Below are 17,426 nucleotides of genomic sequence, written 5' to 3'. Positions count from 1 at the left end.
CCCACCCTAGCAAGACCACCGGGCCCCACCGGTGATTTTTGCACTCGAGCGGGGCCCGGACTGCCATCGGTTGGGTGCTTAGTTTCTCAGAGGTTTGCCGGTCTTGAGGGTATGGGCGATGCGCTCCTGGGTTTTCTTGGTGCCCAGGAGTTTGAGGAAGCCTTCGCGTTCCAGATCCAGGATGTCCTGCTCGGTTACCTCGCGGGCCGGCCCGTCGCCACCGCACAGGACGTAGGCCACGGCTTTGCCCACCACCACGTCGTGCTCGCTGGCCTGTTTGGCTTCCTGGAACTGCCACAGGGCGTAGTGCAGGTTGCCCAGCGCCTCCTTGCCCAGGGCCCGCACCTTCATGGGGGGTTGTGGCACGAAGTCGGGGGCCATGAAGAGCACCCGGCGCTTGGCGTCGGCGATCAGGCGGTCGCGGTTCATGCTGATACCGTCGCTCGGGCGCAAAAAGCCCATGTTGCGGGCCTCGAGGGCGCTGGTGCTGGTCTGGGCCAGCATGATCATCTGGAAGGCCCGCTTGACCCCTTCGAACAGGTCAATCTCGGGCCCATAGGCCGCAAGCTCCTGGGTGAAGCGGAAAAGCATCTCCTTGGTGCCGCCCCCACCGGGCAGCAGGCCCACCCCGGTCTCGACCAGGCCCATGTAAAGCTCGGCGTGGGCCTGAATGGCGCTGCTGTGCAGGCTGAACTCGGCCCCGCCACCCAGGGTCAGGCCGAAGGGCGCGGCCACCACCGGGAAGGGTGAGCGGCGCAGGCGCATGGAGGTCTGCTGGAAGCGGCGGGTGGCTAGCTCGAGGTCGTCCCAGGCCCCCTCCTGGGCGGCCATCAGCACCAGCGCCAGGTTGGCCCCGGCGCTAAAGGTGCGGGGGTCTTCGTGCCCGATCACCAGCCCCGCATAGCCGTTGGCCTCCACCCAGTCCAGGGCTTTGTGCAGCCCGGAGATGGAGCCGTCCCCCCAGGTGCCCATCTTGGCCCGGTTCTCGAAGAGGGCCACCCCATCGCCCAGGTCGAGCAGGGCGTACTCCTTCCCTTCCAGCAGGGTCTTGCCGGCCTGCTTAACCGTTTGCAGTCGGATCACCCCCTCTTCCGCCGGGATGGGGTGGTACTGCCCATCGAAGCCCAGGTAGTGGCCGTCTTTGTAGAAGCTGCCCTGGGCTTTTTTGAGCAGCTCGGGCTCGGGCAGGCCCAGCTCAGCGAAGCCCTTGCGCAGGTAGTCCAGGCCCACCGCGTCCATGTTCTTGAAGGGGCCCTGCTCCCAGGCGAAGCCCCACTCCAGCGCCCGGTCTACCGAGACGATGTCGTAGGCGATTTCCTGGGCTTTCTCGAGGGCGTAGTGGGCGTTGTACAAAAACAGCTTGCGGGCAAAAGCCCCGTACTTGCCGGGCAGGTCGCCCACCCGCTTCAAGCGCTCGTTGAGGGGCAGGTCTTTGATGGCGGCGATTTCATCCAGGCGCAGTTTCTGCTGGGGCTTGTACTCGCCGCTGGTGTAGTCGTAGGTGTAGATGTCCTTGCCCACCTTTTTGTAGAAGCCAGCCCCGGTTTTCTCGCCCAGGTGGCCCTGCTGGATGAGGCTCTCTACCCAGTCGGGCATACGGAAGTCCTCGCCGGTGGTGTGCGAAAGCTCGGTGGAGACCAGCTTGAGCACGTCCAGACCGGAGATGTCGCCGGTACGGAAGGTGGCGCTCTTGGGGCGACCCACCAGCGGGCCGGTGAGGGCGTCCACCTCGTCGATGGTGAGGCCCTCCGACATCATCAGGCGCATGGCCTGGGCCATCCCAAACACCCCCAGCCGGTTGGCGATGAAGCCGGGGGCGTCTTTGCAGATGACCGTGCCCTTACCCAGAATGCGCTCGCCAAAGCGGCGCATGGTCTCGAGCACCGCCGGGTCGGTCTCGGGGGTGGGAATCAGTTCCAGCAGGTGCAGGTAGCGCACCGGGGCGAAGAAGTGCGTGCCCAAAAAGCGCTTGCGGAAGGCCTCACCCCGCCCCTCCAGCAGGGTTTTCATGGGGATGCCGGAGGTGTTGGAGCTCACGATGGCCTGGGTGCCCAGGGCCTCGATCCGGGCGAACAAAGCCTGCTTGGGCTCCGGCTTCTCGATGATGACCTCCACGATCCAGTCGCAGTCTTTGAGTTTTTCCAGCTCGTCGGTGGTGCCCAGCTCGATTAAGGAGGCCCGGCTTTTGTCCATGAAGCTAGCCGGCTTGCTCTTGAGCTGGCGCTCGAGGCCTTTTTTGACCAGCTCGAGCTTGTCTTCCTGGCCGGGAATGTCCAGCATCACCACCGGCACCCCCGCCGAGGCCGCCAGCGCGGCAATCGCACCGCCCATCGTCCCCGAACCCACCACACCGATCTTCTTGATTCGCATTCTGTCCTCCAGGCGAAAAAGGGTTATAGCTTTGGGTTAGCTATTTTTATACCGAGTCAAAGTTTATAACAACCGGATAGCCAAGTCTAGCAGGTTCGGTTCTGTCTTCTTCAGATGATCTGGTCAGATAATGGTTCCTATCATAAACTCTTGGTATGTCCGCAAGCCTACGTGAGCGAATCAAGTTTTTACTGGAGCAAATCCTAAAAAACTGTGGACTGAACGATTATGTAGTGCAAGAGGAATACCTCTCTCCATTGGGAAGTGCCATTCGAGAAACCGGTAGAAGGGTAGATATTGCCGTTTTGCGAAAGGAGAACGGTGAACTCAAACCCTACCTCTATATTGAGTGTAAAGAACAAAAAACCAGTGGCTCGGCAGAAGACAAGCTGTTTCGGGCCCTTGAGGAAGCCAAACGAGACCGTTTGTTGGGTGTTCATTCCATCGTTGTGTTTTCCGGGGCAGGCTTTCGCCAATCCTACGAACGCTGGGCTATGGTTGAGGGGTTCGTGCGCGAGGAATATGCCGATCTTTGGTTCAAGCGGTTTTTTTGTAGAGAATGAGGTGACCAATGGTAGCCGAACCGCTTTTTAGGGCTGACCTGCCTCCGCTGCTCAAGTGGGCTGGAGGGAAACGCTGGCTGGTGAAACACCTCCAGCCGCACTGGTCTAAACACCGTGACCGGCTTTTCGTCGAACCCTTTGTTGGCGGAATGGGGGTCACTTTGGGCCTGAGACCTAAATCAGCTCTGCTGAACGATAGCAACCCTCATCTGATCAACTTTTATCAGTGGGTTCGACGTGGGCTGCAAATTTCGATACCAATGGTTTACGAGCGGGAATTCTATCTAGACTATCGCAAGCGTTTCAATCAGCTCATACGTGAGAAAAGAGCCAATACTGCTGAAGCGGCGGCGCTGTTCTACTATCTCAACCGAACGGGCTACAACGGGCTGTGTCGCTTCAACGCTTCGGGTGAGTTTAATGTGCCGTTTGGAAAGTATAAGACGGTCAACTACCAGACCGATTTCTCAGGCTACAGAGAAGTTTTCCGCGACTGGGAGTTTAAGACCGGCGACTTCAGCGAACTTGCAATTGACCCCGACGCTTTCGTGTACGCCGATCCGCCTTATGACGTTGAATTCACGCAGTACAGTCCGGGAGGGTTTTCCTGGAATGATCAGGTTCGTTTGGTGGAGTACCTAGAAAAGCATCGCGGCCCCGTGATAATTTCCAACCAACTCACCGATCGAATTCACGAACTCTACACCAAAGCGGGCTATGCAATCATCGTCCTGCCAGCGCCCCGCCGTATCAGTTGTGACGGAAACCGCCAAGATGCCCTCGAGATTCTGGCTTTCAAAAACATCTAGCCCTGAGCCAGTCCACCACCACCTTCGACCAGCCCTCGAGCCCCTCGTACACCTGCTGCACCTCTTCCAGCGAGGCCAGGCGGCCCTCGAGCTTCTCCGCTTCCATCACCCGCGGTTCGTCTTCCGCCTCTACCACAAACACCACGCCCGCGTGCACCCGGCTCACCGGGCTGTCGGCCATAACGATGAAGCCCACGGGCTGCGCGGTGTAGGCCCGAACGCCCACCTCTTCCAGAAGTTCGCGGCGCAGCCCATCCAAGACCGGGTTGCCGCCCACATCTTCGGGGTTGATGTGCCCGCCCACGCCCAGGGTGTACCGGTTGTGGAGCCGGGCCTCGGCCCCGCCTTTGGTGCGGCGCATCAGGAAAAACCGGCCCCGGTGGCGCACCACCGCATAGGGGATGATCTGGCGGTGGGTGGGGTCTTCCTCGGCCTGGGGGCGCTTGAGGAAAAACCCCTCCTGCTCAATTCTCCGTAAGAGCGCGGCCTCGAGCGGGATGAGGGAAGCCTGGGCCGCTGGAAACACCGAGGCCGGAAGCACATACACCTGTTCCATGCGGGTCAAGATACCATCACTTCGCGGCCCTCGAGCCAGACCCTGTGCACCTGGGCCTCGCCGTGCAGGGTGAAGAGCGAGCCCAGCAAGTCCTCTGCCGAGTCCAGGTGGCGGAAGTGCACCTCGAGGGTGCTGCCGGGTTCGGGCCGCACCCAGATCACGTCGGCGGCCTTGCCGGGGGTCAAACTCCCCACGGTCTCGCCCAGGCCCAGCACCTCGGCCCCGGCCTGGGTAGCCAGGTAAAGCAGGTGGGCCGGGGTCAGGCCCACCCCCTCGGGGGCGTAGCGCTGGGCCAGGTAGGCCATCAGGCCCTCCTTGAGCAGGCTGAACCCGGTGCCGCCCCCCACGTCCGAGCCCAGCCCGAAGCGAACCCCGTGCCGCAGGTGTCGGTTCATGGGGAAGATGCCGCTGCCGATAAAGGCGTTGGAGCTAGGGCAGTGGGCGATGGCCGCCCGGGCTTCGGCCAGGCGGGCCAGTTCGGGTTCGGTGGGGTGGACGTTGTGGGCAAAGACCGAGCGCTCGGTGACCAGGCCGAAGCGGTCGTAGGTGTGCAGGTAGTGCTGGCTCCAGGGGAAAAGCTCGGCTACGGTGCGAATCTCCTCGAGGTTCTCGTTGATGTGGGTGGTGAAGTGCAGGTCGGGGTGCTCCTGCAAAAGCGCCTGGCAGACCTCGAGCAACCCCTCCGAGGCCGAGAGGGCAAAGCGGGGGGTCACCGCGTAGCGCAACCGGCCCCGGCCATGAAAACGCTGGATGAGCATCTTCTGCTCGGCGTAGCTCCGCTCGGGGGTGGTGTGCAGCTCGGGGCGCAGCATGCGGTCGGAGCAGACCTGCCCAGCGATGATGCGCAGGCCCACGTCCTCGGCGGCCCCAAACAGGTTGGCGGTAGCCCCCTGAAAGTGCGAGCCGAAGACCAGCGCGGTGGTGGTGCCGTTGCGCAAGAGGAGCCAGACGAACTCGCGGGCCAGCTCACGGGCCAGCCTGTTGTCGGAAAGCCGGGCCTCCAGGGGCAGGGTGCGCTTTTCCAGCCAGTCCAGCAGCGAGTAGCCCATCGCGCCAATCACCCGGGTCTGCGGGTAGTGCACGTGGGTGTCCACCAGTCCCGGCAGCAGCACCCCTTCGCGGCAGTCCTGCACCGGGGCCTCGGGGTGGTGTTTTCGAACCTCGGAAAAGCTGCCCAGCGCGACGATCTGCCCATCCCGCAGAGCCAATCCCCCGTCGGAAAAGGCCTCGAGGGCCCCGGCGGTATGGAAGGGGTTGTGGGGTGTGTGAAGGATCAGGCCACGCAGTAGAACGGTCATGCCGACCTATTCTACAAAGAGCCCCACCACCGCCCCCTGCCGCACATCCACCAGACCGTGGTCGGTCAGGCGCAGCTCGGGGATCACCGCCAGGCCCAGGAAGGAAAGCGCCATGTAGGGGTCGGGCAGGGTCACCCCCAGGGTTTTGGCGGCGGCCTCGAGGTCCTGTAGCCGGGCGTCCACCACCTCCAGCGGCTCATCGGTCATCAGGCCGGCGATGGGCAGGGCCAGCTCGGCCAGCACCTCGCCGTCGGCCACCGCCACCATCCCACCGCCCAGGGCCCAGAGCCGGCGGGCCGCCGTTACGATGTCGGCGTCCGAGACCCCCACCGCCATCAGGTTGTGGTGGTCGTGGCCCACCGTGCAGGCCAGGGCTCCTTTTTGCAGGCCAAACGCGGTCACCAGACCCTTACCGATGCGGCCGTTTTTGCCGTGGCGCTCAAAACACACCAGCTTGGCCAGGTCGCGGCTGGGGTCGGCCACCACCTCCCCATCGCGCACGGTGGGCTCGAGGTGCTCCTCGGCGGTTAGCACCTGGTGCGGTATGGCCCGGATCACCCGCACCTTCCCCGGGCTGGCCGGTATTTGCAGATCCTGGGGGTGCAGTTCGGGCAGCCGCACGGTGTGCGAAACCGCCCCCGAGACTTCGGTCTTGGGCAGGGCCACCTCCAGCCGCCCCTGGCGGGCCACCCGGCGGCCTTGCTGGTAGACGGCCTGGGCCCGGAAGCTGTGCAGGTCGTCCAGCACCACCAGGTCGGCCTGGAAGCCGGGGGCAATAGCGCCTCGGCGCAAAAGACGGTAGTGGCGGGCCACGTTCCAGCTACCGGCGCGGATGGCATAGGCCGGGTCTACCCCCAGCCCGATGGCCTTGCGCACCAGGAAGTCCACCCCACCCTCCCTGAGCAGGTCGGAGGGCAGCCGATCGTCGGTCACCAGGCCGATGCGCTCACCATGTTCCGGGCGCAGCAGCGGGGCCAGGGCCTCCAGGTTGCGGGTGGTCGAGCCTTCGCGCACCATCAGGAAGCAGCCGGCCTCGAGCTTGGCCCGCCCCTCCTCCAGGGTGGTGCTCTCGTGATCGGAGGCGATGCCGCTGGCTAAATAGCCCTGCAGCGCAGGCCCCACCAGGGTGGGGGCATGGCCTTCGGGCGACTTGCGGGAGCGCTCGGCCAGGAGCACCTTGCCAAGCTCGGTGGCGTCGGCGGCCAGGATGGCCGGAAAGCTCATCAGCTCGGCCACCCCCACCACCCTCGGGTGGGCCAGCAGCCGCTCAATTTCGGCCAGCCCCAGCACCGCACCGCTGGTCTCGAGGGGCGTGGAAGGCACCGAGGAGGGCACGGTGATCCAGACCTCCAGGGGCAGCCCCTCGCTGGCCTGCATCAGCCACTCGATGCCCGCTACCCCGGCCACATTGGCGATCTCGTGGGGGTCGGTGACCACCCCGGTCACCCCCCGGGGCACCACCCCCTTGGCGTACTCCGCCGGCGAGACCAGGGAGGACTCGAGGTGCACGTGCCCGTCAATCAGGCCGGGGGCCACCCAGCGGCCCTCCAGATCCACCACCTCGGCTGCCGGGGCCTGAGCGTACGCCGGCCCCACCGCGGCTATCAGCCGCCCGGCCAGCAGGATGTGGGTGTGCTGGATTTCCAGCGTGAACACATTGACCAGCCGCGCATTTTTGAGCAGCAGGCTTCCCGGCTGACGGCCCATCGCCACGTCCACTGCGTACTGGAGATCGGATAGCTGGAGGTTCATGTTCTGCGCATGGTACAGGCAAGCCCAGGCCCCTCGCAAGCGCAGGCCCGCCCTGCCAAAAAAACCTGGCCTGGACAGACCAGGCCAGGCAGAAAGCTTCCGCTGAGATTATTTGGGCTCGTCTGGCACCGGGCCCACCACCCCAGGGGCCACCCACTGCATCTCGTTGAGCTCCTTCACGGTCATCTTGCGCCCTGCCGGCACGCGCAGAATCCCGTTGCGGTCACGGATGGGGCCGGTGAAGGGATCCCATTTGGGGTTGGCGCTCTGGATGTCTTTGTACAGCTCCATCACCCGGTCGTAGACGCTCACTTTCTTGCCGTTCACGGTCATGCTGGCCTGCTTCAGGGCCGCCTCGAACTTGGGGTTGATGGGCATGCCCACCTGGGCCCCCAGCATCACCGCTTTCTCGCGGGCCAGCCACCAGTAGTCCACGTTTTGCAGGTTCCTGGGGGTGTAGGTGCCGTTCTGCACCTTTTTCAGGATGTCGATGTAAATGACGCTCCAGTCCACCAACTGCCCCGAGACCACGTAGTCGGGCGCGTACTTGTACATCGAGTTGTAGTGGCTGAAGCTGGGCACCCGGCGCCGGGCCGCGGTCTGGATGACCGTGGCGGTGTCCTCGGTAAAGGCCAGGATATCGTTGCCCTCGGCCATCAGGGCCTCGGCGGCCTCACGGGCCTTCACGGGGTCGTACCAGGCGTTGATCCACTTCACATTCACGGTGGCCCGGGGGTTGACCGCGCGCACGCCCAGGGCGAAAGCCGAGATGTGGCGCTTGAGCTCGGGGATGGGGAAAGCCGCCACATAGCCCACCTTGCCGCTCTTGGTGAGGGCGCCCGCCATCAGGCCGTTCAGGTAGTAGATCTGGTAGAAATCGGCCATGTAGGTGAGCATGTTGGGGGCCCGCTTAAAGCCGGATGCATGGGCAAAGATGACCTCGGGGTACTTCTTGGCGGCCTCGAGGGTCGGATCCATGAAGTCGAAGGAGGTGGTGAAGATTACGTTGCAACCGCCCGCAACCAGCCGGTCTACCGTGGCCAGGGTGTCGGCCGGCTTAACCGACTCCACGTACTGGGTGGTAAGACCCGGAATGGCCTTCTCAGCAGCCCGCCGGGCCTCGTCGTGGGCGTAAGTCCAGCCCACATCGCCGATGGGGCCTACATAGATAAAGCAGGCTTTGAGGTTGGACTGCTGGGCCATCCCCAGGCCAAGCACCAGCGCCATCACCGTACCGATCAACCAAGTCTTTCGCATACATCCCCCTTCAACCAGCCCACCCAACATGCCCTTGTCGGGTAGGCTTTAGCGTTCACCTCGCCGATAGGGTTTTCCCAGCGCTTCAGGGGCGTTGCCCTGCTGCCCGCGCAGCCCGGACAAAGCCAGCACAAGTATAACCAGAAGGTAGGGCAGGCTCGCAAATACCTCTGAAGGGACGGCCACCTGCCCCTGCAACCGGAACTGCAGGTAGTACAGAAGCCCGAAAAAGACCGCCCCGAATACGGCCCGCACAGGGCTCCAGCCCACAAAAATCACCAACGCCACCGCAATCCAGCCCAGCCCCGCGGTCATACCATCGGTCCAGGAGGGGCGGTAGACCAGCGAAAGGTAGGCCCCGGCCAGCCCGGCCAGCGACCCACCCGCCGCCACCGCAGCGTAGCGCACCCGCAGTACGTTGATGCCCAGCAGGTCGGCAGCCGCCGGGTTCTCGCCCACCGAACGCAGCGAAAGCCCCGTCCGGGTGGCATACAACACAAACGCCAGCAGACCCGCCAGCACAAAGGCCCCCAGGGTGAAAGGCCACTCGGGGGGCTGGTTGAAGAGCGGCAGCCCCTCAAAGCGCTTGCCCAGCAGGCCCGCCGTACCCAGGCCCACCATGGTCAGGGCCAGGCCCGAGACAAACTGGTTGGCCTGCAGGGTGATGGTCACAAAGCCGTGCAGCAAAGCGGCCATGGCCCCGGCCAGCATGGCCGCCAGCACCGCCAGCCAGAGGTTGCCATCGCCCGCCCCGCTGCCGTAGGCCACCGCAAAACCGGCCAGGGCCCCCAGGGCCATCATGCCCTCCACCCCCAGGTTCACCACCCCGGCCCGCTCGTTCAGGATGGCCCCCAAGCAGGCAATTAAGAGGGGGGTGCCAAAGGATAGGGCTCGAGCCAGGGCGTTGATGATCTCTTCCATACACGCAGTTACAACAACACGTAGCTTAGACCACTGAAGCGCCTAAAGTCGCTTATTCATCCAAAAGACCCCATGGCTCCGCATGCGCGTAAGCCCTCATCCTACGACCCGCCTCCGGCACGACGGGCAGGATACGTTGAGCCGTACTGGTAGCTTGACGATTCAAACCCTCCTCCAAGCGCCTCAGCACTATTTCCCTCAAGGGTCTCCCCTCCCGAACAACCAACTGCTCGAGTCGCTTGTACAGGTCATCGGGCAAGTCCAGCGTGGTTCGCATAAGTTCGTACCAGCATAACCGCTCCCGGCAGGCATTGGGTTCGTCTTACCTGCCCCAGCGGACACGGTAACGCAAAAAAAGCTCCGAGCCAATCAGGCAGAACAAAATCACCCCGCTGAAGATATCCACGATGCGGAAGGGCATATTGAGGCTGACCTTCAGCAGGTCGCCCCCGGCCAGCACCAGGCCCATCAGGGGGGCGGTGAGGAGCACCAGGGCCGGGTGGCCTCGAGCCAGCCAGGCCACGATGATGGCGGTAAAGCCATAGCCACTGGAAAGCTGGCTGGGCTCGATGAGTCGGTGGTGAATGCCCGCAATCTCCCCCACCCCGGCCAGACCGGCCATGCCCCCGGTGATGAGGGCCAGCAGCAGCAGCACCCGGCCCTGGGCAATCCCCAGGTAGCGCGCGGCCCCTGGGTTCTCCCCCACGATGCGCATGCGGAAGCCCAGGGTGGTGCGGAAGAGCACGAACTGCAAGACCAGGGCCAGCAGCACCCCCAGCAACAGGGTGGGCCAGTGCACGCTCGAGCCCGCCCAGACCGGAATCTGCTGGTACTCGGCGAAGCGGTCGGAGTAGATGTAGCCCCGCACATCCTTGCCCCGCCAGGGGCCGTTGATGAGGAAGATGACCAGCGACTGGGCCACGTAGTTGAGCATCAGGGTGGAGAGGATTTCGTTGACGCTGAAGCGCAGCCGCAGCCAGGCCGCCAGGCCGCACCACAGCACCCCACCCAGCGCCCCGGCCAGCGCCATGGCCGGGAGGCTCAGGGGCGCCGGCAAGGGCACGAAAAGGGCCACCCCGGCGGCCAGCACCGCCCCCAGCAAAAGCTGGCCCTCGGCCCCGATGTTGTAGAACTGGGCGCGGAAGGCCAGGGTCAGGCCCACCCCAATCAAGAGCAGGGGGATGCTGCGGCGAAGGATTTCCTGCCAGCCCTTGGCGTCCAGTAGAGTGCCGGTGAGCATGATGCGGTAGACCTCGAGCGGGTTCTGCCCATAGGCCACAAACACCGCGCCCACCAGCACAAAGGCCAGCCCCAACGCGGCCAGCGTGACCCCCAGCACCCGCCCGGCCGAGGCATTCACCAGGGGCTCGAGCCTCACGCCGCACCCCCGGTCATCCACAGGCCGATGGCCTCGCGCGAGACCTCCTCCACCGCAAACGGCCCCTGCAAGGCCCCCCGGTAGAGCACCCCGATGCGGTCGGAGAGCGAGAGCAGCTCCTCCAGATCCTCCGAGACCAGGAGCACTGCCGCCCCCTGCTGGGTTTTTTCCAGCAAGACCCGGTGCACCTGCTCGGTGGCCCCGATATCGAGGCCGTAGGTGGGGTGTACAGCCAGAATCAACCTGGGCTTCCCGGCCAGCTCGCGGGCCAGGATGACCTTCTGGATGTTGCCGCCCGAAAGGAGCCTCGAGGGGGTGCCAAGGCTGGGGGTGGCGATGGCGTAGGCCTGCACCTGCTGCCGGGCTTCCTCTTCAAAGGCCCGGGGGTTGAGCAGGCCGCCGCGGGCCCAGGGGGGCCGGTCGAAGGTGCGCAGGGCCAGGTTTTCGGCCACGCTCATGCTGGGCACGGTGCCCATCTGGATGCGGTCTTCGGGGATGTGGGCCACTCCCATATCGAACAGTCGCGCTGGGTGGGGCGGCAGAGGCTGCCCCAGGAGCCGCACCGAGCCCGCCTCGATGCTTCGGAGCCCTGCCAGCACCTCCACCAGCTCGCTCTGGCCGTTGCCTGCCACCCCAGCCAGGCCCAGAATCTCTCCCCCACGCAACGTAAAAGAAACCCCCCGCAAGGCCGGGAGGTTGCGGCTCGAGCGGGCCTTGAGGTCTTCGACCTCGAGCACCACCTCTCCCAGCGAGGCGCTTTGCCGCTTGCGCTCGAAGCTCACGCTGCGCCCCACCATCAGCTCGGCCAGCCTGGGCTTGCTGGCCTCTTCCCTGGGCAAACTGCCCACCACCCGCCCCCGACGCAGCACCGTGCAGCGGTCGGCGATGGACAAAACCTCCTCGAGCTTGTGGGAGATGAAGATAAGCGACTTACCCGCCGCCCGCAGCTCGCGCATAACCCTGAACAAAGCCTCGGCCTCCTGGGGGGTGAGCACGCTGGTCGGCTCGTCCAGGATGAGCACCTTGGCCCCCCGCAGCAGGGCCCGCACGATCTCCACCCGTTGCTTCTCGCCCGGCGAGAGCTGGTGCACCGGGGCCCTGGGGTCTATTTGCAGGCCGTAGCCCTGGGCGATTCGCTCCACCAGGGGCCCGATGCGCTGGACTGGGAAAAAGGGGCTACCAATGCCCAGGGCCAGGTTTTCGGCCACGGTGTGGCGGCCTACCAGCGTGGGGTGCTGGGGCACCAGCCCAATACCCAGCCGGAGGGCGTCCATGGGGGAGGCGATGCGCACCAGGCGGCCCTCCACCCGAATCTCCCCTTCGTCGGGGCGGTAGAGGCCGTAGAGGATGGAGATCAGGGTGGACTTACCGGCCCCGTTCTCCCCCAAGAGCGCCAGCACCTCGCCGGGGTAGACCTCGAGGCTCACCCCGTCGTTGGCGACCACGCCCGGAAAACGCTTGGTGATGTTTTTGAGCTCGAGCAGCGCCGACATTGCCGCAAATCATACAGAAAAGAGCTGTGGGCCGGTAGCCGGGGTTAGTCGGTCAGCTCTTTCCGATCGGGCTTCGCGGGGGGCGCTTCCTCAAAGAGCAGCGGCAACAACTGGGCCGCCGTGGCGATGGCGATGGCCTCCGGCGCTTTGCTCCTGACCCCCGGCAGGCCGATGGGGGTGGTGACCCGATGCAAGTCCTGATCGGTAAAACCCTGGGCCTTCAGCTTCTGCCGGAAGCGGGCCCACTTGCCCGCGCTCCCAATAAGGCCGATATAGCCCAGGTCGGCGCGGCGCAAGGCCATCTCGAGCACGAACAGATCCTCGGCGTGGTCGTGGGTCATGACCACCAGGTGCGCGCCCGCCGGCAGGTCGCTCACCACCCCGTCCAGGATAGGGGCGTGGAAGGCTTTAATCTCGGCCGGGCCGTGGTGCAGGGGTGCCAGGCGCGCCTCGTTCAGCATGGGGGCCCTCGAGTCCACCAGCCAGAGGGCCACCGGGCAGATCGAGAGCACCCGGGCCAGGGCCAGCCCCACGTGCCCCACCCCAAAGAGGGCCACGGTGGGCCGGGCCGGTGTCACCCGCTCGAGCAGGATGGTCACCTCGCCCCCACAGCACTGCACGCCGTACTCGGCCGGGGCCTGTTCGGTGAGCCGCAGGGTGTGCATCTGAGGGCTGGCAGCGCCCACGGCCAGCATCTGCCGCGCCAGCCCAATGGCGGTGGCCTCAAGGTTCCCACCCCCAATGGTGCCGTAGACCGCCTCCGCCGTCACCAGCATCTTGGCCCCGGCCTCGCGGGGCGCATGGCCCCGCACCACCACCAGGGTGACCAACACCAGGGGCTGCTTGCGCTCGGTTAGTTGGGCCAGGTGCTCAAACCAGCGCATCGTTCCTCCAGCCTAGCCCAGCGAGGCTCCTTTCAAGAGCTCGACGCCAGGCTTAACCAAACCAATGCCAGCATCCATGCAAAAGCCCCACCTTCATTCCCATTCCTTCAAATCTTCCTCGGGAAGCGGCTCAAAGAACGCTTTATCCACTTTCCCGAGCCCTTTCATGAGGCCCAGCTTGCGCTTTTGGGGTTTCTCCAGCGGCACCAGCCGCGCGTAGGGCTGGCCGTTCTTGGCTAGGATGATCTCCTCCCCTGCCCGAACCCGCTCGAGCAGGCTCGAGAGGTGCGTTTTTGCTTGGCCCACATTGACCACCGTTGGCATGAGGCTAGTTTGGTTTGAAACGCCGAGTTTATCAATCCCCAGACACCAAGGCCCCTTGCCGAACCCGCTCAATGGCCCAGTAGACCGCCTCGGGCGTGGCCGGCGAGGCCAGCTCCACGTAGCCCCCTGCACCAAAAGCCGCCACCGCGTCACGCAGAGCCTCGCGCACCGAGATGGCCAGCATCAGGGGGGGCTCCCCTACCGCTTTTGAGCCGTACACCACCCCGGTCTCGGTGGCTTTGGGCAGGAGCCGCACGTTGAACACCGGGGGCAGCTCGGAAAAGCTGGGCAGCTTGTAGGTGCTGGCCGAGCGGGTAGCCAGGCGGCCCTCCGCGTCCCAGCGCAGGTCTTCTAAGGTGAGCCAGCCCAGGCCCTGGATAAAGCCCCCCTCCACCTGGCCCAGGTCTACCAGCGGCGAGAGCGAGTCGCCCACATCGTGCAGGATGTCCACCCGGCGCAAAGCGTACTGGCCGGTGAAGCCGTCCACCTCCACCTCGCTCACCGCCGCGCCGTAGGCGAAGTAGTGGAAGGGCTTGCCCTGCATCCGGGTTTTGTCCCAGTGCAGACCCGGCGTGCGGTAGAAGCCATCGGCAAAGAGCTGCACCCGCTGGGCGTAGGCGGCCCGCACCACCTCGGCAAAGGCCAGGCGCTCCTCGGGCTTCCAGATGCTCCAGATCTGGCCGCCCTCGAACACCACATCGGCGGGGTTCACCCCGAAGCGCTGGGCCGCGACCCCGGCCAGCCGGGCCTTGATTTTCTCGCAGGCATCCTTGACCGCGGCCCCGTTCAGGTCGGCCCCGGTGGAGGCCGCGGTGGCCGAGGTGTTGGGAACTTTGTCGGTGCGGGTGGGCATCAGGCGGACGGCCTCGAGCGGCACCCCCAGGGCCTCGGCGGCAATCTGTTGAATCTTGGTGTAAAGCCCCTGGCCCATCTCGGTGCCCCCGTGGTTGACCTGCACCGAGCCGTCCTGATAGACCAGCACCAGCGCTCCGGCCTGGTTGTAGGTGGTGAAGTTGAAGGAGATGCCGAACTTGACCGGGGTGATGGCCAGACCCCGCTTGCGGTGGGGGTTCTGGGCGTTGAAAAGCGCGACCTCCTGGCGGCGGCGCTCGAGCTCGGCGCTGCTTTTGAGCTCGTTCCAGATCAGGCGGATGCGCTCCACGTCCTTGATCTCCTGACCGTAGTGGGTGGTGCGGGTCTGCGGGTCGTCGGACAGTCCGTAGAAGTTGCGCTCCCGCACCACCTCCGGCGGCAGCCCCAGAGTCTGGGCCACCTGGGTGAGCACCTCCTCGATAAAGACCATGCCCTGCGGCCCGCCAAAGCCCCTAAAGGCGGTCTGGGAGGTTTTGTGGGTTTTGCAGACCCGCCCGGTGGCCTCGAGGTGGGGGATAAAGTAGGCGTTGTCAATGTGGCAGACTGCACGGGCCAGCACCGCCTCGCTCAGATCCAGCGACCAGCCCCCATCCGAGAAGAGCTCGATCTGCAAGGCCAGCAGCCGCCCTTCCTCGGAGCAGCCCACCTTCCAGCGAGCGTAGAAGGGGTGGCGCTTGCCGGTCAGGGTGATGTCCTGCAGGCGGGGAAGCCGCACCCGCACCGGGCGCCGGGTCAGGTAGGCCCCCAAAGCCGCCACCGCCGCGTAGGGGTTGGCCTGCACCTCCTTGCCGCCAAAGCCCCCGCCCATGCGGATGCACTGCACCGTGATCTGGTTGCGCGGCAGGCCCAGCACCTGGGCCACCACCTCCTGGGTCTCGGAGGGGTGCTGGGTGGAGGAATGCACCAGGATGTGGCCGGTCTCGTCGAGCAGGGCCAGCGAGGCCTGGGTCTCGAGGTAGAAGTGCTCCTGCCCCCCCAGGTGCAGCGCCCCCGACAGAACCCGCGCCGAGGCGCTGAAGCCCTGCTCGAGGTCGCCCCGGCGGGCCTGCAGGGTGGCCCCCTGGAAACTCCCCTGGGCGATGGCCTCCTGGATGGTGAGGATGGCCGGCAGGGGTTCGTACTCCACCACCACCTGCGCCGCCCCCAGCCGCGCGGCTTCCTCGGTCTCGGCCAGCACCCAGGCCACCGCCTGGCCGTGGTACATCACCTCGGCAGGAAACAGGGGCTCGTCGCCCTTGATGCCGGAGTCATTCAGGCCCGGCACGTCCTGAGCGGTGAGCACCCGCACCACCCCCGGCACCCGGTAGGCCGGCGCGGGCTCGAGGCGCAGCACGCGGGCATGGGCGTGGGGGGCCTGCACCGGCCAGGCGTGGAGGGTCTGGGGGTAGCGGGGCCATAAATCGTCGGTATAAAGCGCCCGTCCAGTCACGTGTTCTCTGGCCGATTCGTGGGGAATTGCTTGGCCCACCACCTTCATACCCACACCTCCGCCGTCTCGGCATAGAACTTGTGCAGCAGGTTCCCCAGCATGGCCGTGCGATAGGCCGCGCTGCCCCGGTGATCGTCGATGGGCCTGAACTCGCCCCGGATCACCTCGGCCGCCGCCCGCACGGTGCGCCCATCCCAGGGCTTGCCCTGCAAAAAGGCCTCGGTCTGGTAGGCCCGCACCGGGGTGGCAGCCACCCCACCCAGGCCAATCCGGATGTGCTGCACCAGGCCGGCTTCCAGCCGCAGGGCAAAGGCGGCGGCCACCGTGGAGATATCGTCCATGCGCCGTTTGGCCACCTTGTAGAAGCGGGCCTGCGGGGCCAGGGGCAGGGGGATGCGCACCGCGCGGATGACCTCGCCGGGTTGCCGGGCGGTCTGGCGGTAGCCGGTGAAGAAGCGCTCGAGCGGCAGCACCCGCTCCCCTACCGCGCTGGCAAGCACCACCTCGGCCCCCAGGGCCAGTAAGACCGGCGGGCCATCGCCGATGGGCGAGGCGGTGCCCAGGTTGCCCCCCAGGGTGGCCCGGTTGCGAATCAGGCGCGAGGCAAACAGCGGAAACCACTCCGCCAGGAGGGGGATGCGGCCATTTAGCCAGCGCTCGAGCTCGCTCAGGGGAACCCCCGCGCCAAGCTCGACATAGCCCTGGCCCCAGCGCAGGGTCTGGAGTTCGGGCAGGGCGCTCAGGTCGAGAAATACCTGGGCTCGAGCGAAGCGCTGGTTGACCTCCACCACCACATCGGTGCCGCCGGCCACCAGCCGGGCCTGGGGATGCTCTTCCAGGGCGTGGAAAAGCTCGGATAGGGAGGCCGGGCGCAGGTAGGTGGGGCCGGCCTGGTAGTGCAGGGGGCCCAGGGCTGGGGCGGGTTCCCGGCAGCGGCGGGCCAGGGGGTCGTCGGGGGCGGGCTGGCCCAGCGCAAGCGCCGCGTCCCGGATGGGCCGGTAGCCGGTGCAGCGGCAGAGGTTGCCGGAGAGTGCCTCGAGGTCGAACCCTTCGCGACCTTTGCGGTAGTACTCCGCCGCCATACTGACCACAAACCCTGGCGTGCAGTAGCCGCACTGCGAGCCCCCCTGCAGCATGGCCTGTTGAACCGGATGGAGCTGCGCATCGGAAGAAAGCCCCTCCACCGTCCAGACCTCCTGACCGGCCAGGCTGGGCAGCAGCAGCAAGCAGCCGTTGACGGCCTCGAGGCGCGAGCCCCGGTCGTCGGGCTTGCGCAGCAGCACCGCACAGGCCCCGCACTCCCCTTCTGCACAGCCTTCTTTGCTACCGGTCAGGCCCATTTGGCGCAGCCACGCAAGCAAGGTGGTGTGCGGGTCTACATCGGAAATCTGAACGGGTCGTCCATTCAACTGAAAGCTCAACTCGGCCACCCAAGCCCTCCTGGAGTCCGGCTATCTATGGTGACCTATTGTACCGCTTGTGGCGATACAGACTGGCGTGCGGTTTTCCATTCAGCCTC

The 17,426-nt window shown here is 65.6% G+C and carries 14 protein-coding genes; 2 read left to right on the top strand and 12 right to left on the bottom strand.

All coding sequences use genetic code 11. The features are described 5' to 3' along the window. Window positions 1-78 precede the first annotated feature (78 nt). Window positions 79-2,370, bottom strand: coding sequence for a 3-hydroxyacyl-CoA dehydrogenase/enoyl-CoA hydratase family protein (locus tag MRUB_RS07440; RefSeq protein WP_013013730.1), 2,292 nt, complete (start codon window positions 2,368-2,370; stop codon window positions 79-81). Window positions 2,371-2,525: 155 nt separating this feature from the next. Here MRUB_RS07440 and MRUB_RS07435 point away from each other — a divergent pair, with 155 nt between their 5' ends. Next, window positions 2,526-2,933 carry a PD-(D/E)XK nuclease superfamily protein gene (locus MRUB_RS07435; protein ID WP_013013729.1) on the top strand — a complete coding sequence of 136 codons (408 nt, stop codon included), beginning with the start codon at window positions 2,526-2,528 and terminating at the stop codon, window positions 2,931-2,933. Between the two features lie 8 nt (window positions 2,934-2,941). Continuing rightward, the gene (locus MRUB_RS07430) at window positions 2,942-3,742 is read left to right on the top strand and encodes a DNA adenine methylase (RefSeq protein ID WP_013013728.1); all 801 of its coding nucleotides are present in this window, start codon (window positions 2,942-2,944) and stop codon (window positions 3,740-3,742) included. Here MRUB_RS07430 and MRUB_RS07425 read toward each other — a convergent pair. The 11 genes from MRUB_RS07425 to MRUB_RS07370 all read right to left on the bottom strand — a co-directional run bounded on the left by MRUB_RS07425 (window position 3,729) and on the right by MRUB_RS07370 (window position 17,337). After that, a complete protein-coding gene (locus MRUB_RS07425; RefSeq protein WP_013013727.1) occupies window positions 3,729-4,298 on the bottom strand; it encodes an NUDIX domain-containing protein in 570 nt (189 codons plus the stop codon). The genes MRUB_RS07430 and MRUB_RS07425 overlap by 14 nt on opposite strands. A 5-nt stretch (window positions 4,299-4,303) precedes the next feature. Next, the gene (guaD, locus tag MRUB_RS07420) at window positions 4,304-5,596 is read right to left on the bottom strand and encodes a guanine deaminase (protein WP_013013726.1); all 1,293 of its coding nucleotides are present in this window, start codon (window positions 5,594-5,596) and stop codon (window positions 4,304-4,306) included. Window positions 5,597-5,602: 6 nt separating this feature from the next. Continuing rightward, window positions 5,603-7,348 (bottom strand): adenine deaminase, encoded by a 1,746-nt coding sequence (ade, locus tag MRUB_RS07415; RefSeq protein ID WP_013013725.1) that lies wholly within the window; start codon window positions 7,346-7,348, stop codon window positions 5,603-5,605. A gap of 108 nt (window positions 7,349-7,456) precedes the next feature. Then, entirely contained in the window at window positions 7,457-8,605 is a 1,149-nt protein-coding gene (locus MRUB_RS07410) for a BMP family ABC transporter substrate-binding protein (RefSeq protein ID WP_013013724.1), read from the bottom strand. Window positions 8,606-8,653: 48 nt separating this feature from the next. Continuing rightward, entirely contained in the window at window positions 8,654-9,526 is an 873-nt protein-coding gene (locus tag MRUB_RS07405) for an ABC transporter permease (RefSeq protein ID WP_013013723.1), read from the bottom strand. A 322-nt stretch (window positions 9,527-9,848) separates the two neighbouring features. Further along, window positions 9,849-10,904, bottom strand: a complete 1,056-nt coding sequence (locus MRUB_RS07395; protein ID WP_015586937.1) for an ABC transporter permease — start codon at window positions 10,902-10,904, stop codon at window positions 9,849-9,851. Continuing rightward, window positions 10,901-12,397 carry an ABC transporter ATP-binding protein gene (locus tag MRUB_RS07390; protein ID WP_013013721.1) on the bottom strand — a complete coding sequence of 499 codons (1,497 nt, stop codon included), beginning with the start codon at window positions 12,395-12,397 and terminating at the stop codon, window positions 10,901-10,903. Before MRUB_RS07390 ends, MRUB_RS07395 begins: the two co-directional genes overlap by 4 nt. Before the next feature lie 44 nt (window positions 12,398-12,441). Next, window positions 12,442-13,281, bottom strand: a complete 840-nt coding sequence (gene xdhC / locus MRUB_RS07385) for a xanthine dehydrogenase accessory protein XdhC (RefSeq protein WP_013013720.1) — start codon at window positions 13,279-13,281, stop codon at window positions 12,442-12,444. Between the two features lie 93 nt (window positions 13,282-13,374). Beyond that, window positions 13,375-13,605 (bottom strand): type II toxin-antitoxin system Phd/YefM family antitoxin, encoded by a 231-nt coding sequence (locus tag MRUB_RS07380; protein WP_013013719.1) that lies wholly within the window; start codon window positions 13,603-13,605, stop codon window positions 13,375-13,377. A 31-nt stretch (window positions 13,606-13,636) separates the two neighbouring features. Next, window positions 13,637-15,955, bottom strand: coding sequence for a xanthine dehydrogenase molybdopterin binding subunit (xdhB, locus tag MRUB_RS07375; RefSeq protein ID WP_013013718.1), 2,319 nt, complete (start codon window positions 15,953-15,955; stop codon window positions 13,637-13,639). Next, the gene (locus tag MRUB_RS07370) at window positions 15,952-17,337 is read right to left on the bottom strand and encodes a xanthine dehydrogenase small subunit (protein ID WP_013013717.1); all 1,386 of its coding nucleotides are present in this window, start codon (window positions 17,335-17,337) and stop codon (window positions 15,952-15,954) included. Before MRUB_RS07370 ends, xdhB begins: the two co-directional genes overlap by 4 nt. Between the last annotated feature and the right edge of the window lie 89 nt (window positions 17,338-17,426).

The sequence above is a fragment of the Meiothermus ruber DSM 1279 genome, assembly GCF_000024425.1.
GTDB classification, from domain to species: domain Bacteria; phylum Deinococcota; class Deinococci; order Deinococcales; family Thermaceae; genus Meiothermus; species Meiothermus ruber.
The sequence above is the reverse complement of the archived record's forward strand: the minus strand, read 5'-3'. Positions and strand labels throughout refer to the sequence as shown.

Bases quoted from the DNA above. Each gene is read 5' to 3' on its own strand.
- MRUB_RS07440 (WP_013013730.1), bottom strand. From the start codon at position 2,370: ATGCGAATCAAGAAGATCGGTGTGGTGGGTTCGGGGACGATGGGCGGT.
- MRUB_RS07435 (WP_013013729.1), top strand. From the start codon at position 2,526: ATGTCCGCAAGCCTACGTGAGCGAATCAAGTTTTTACTGGAGCAAATC.
- MRUB_RS07430 (WP_013013728.1), top strand. From the start codon at position 2,942: ATGGTAGCCGAACCGCTTTTTAGGGCTGACCTGCCTCCGCTGCTCAAG.
- MRUB_RS07425 (WP_013013727.1), bottom strand. From the start codon at position 4,298: ATGGAACAGGTGTATGTGCTTCCGGCCTCGGTGTTTCCAGCGGCCCAG.
- guaD (WP_013013726.1), bottom strand. From the start codon at position 5,596: ATGACCGTTCTACTGCGTGGCCTGATCCTTCACACACCCCACAACCCC.
- ade (WP_013013725.1), bottom strand. From the start codon at position 7,348: ATGAACCTCCAGCTATCCGATCTCCAGTACGCAGTGGACGTGGCGATG.
- MRUB_RS07410 (WP_013013724.1), bottom strand. From the start codon at position 8,605: ATGCGAAAGACTTGGTTGATCGGTACGGTGATGGCGCTGGTGCTTGGC.
- MRUB_RS07405 (WP_013013723.1), bottom strand. From the start codon at position 9,526: ATGGAAGAGATCATCAACGCCCTGGCTCGAGCCCTATCCTTTGGCACC.
- MRUB_RS07390 (WP_013013721.1), bottom strand. From the start codon at position 12,397: ATGTCGGCGCTGCTCGAGCTCAAAAACATCACCAAGCGTTTTCCGGGC.
- xdhC (WP_013013720.1), bottom strand. From the start codon at position 13,281: ATGCGCTGGTTTGAGCACCTGGCCCAACTAACCGAGCGCAAGCAGCCC.
- MRUB_RS07380 (WP_013013719.1), bottom strand. From the start codon at position 13,605: ATGCCAACGGTGGTCAATGTGGGCCAAGCAAAAACGCACCTCTCGAGC.
- xdhB (WP_013013718.1), bottom strand. From the start codon at position 15,955: ATGAAGGTGGTGGGCCAAGCAATTCCCCACGAATCGGCCAGAGAACAC.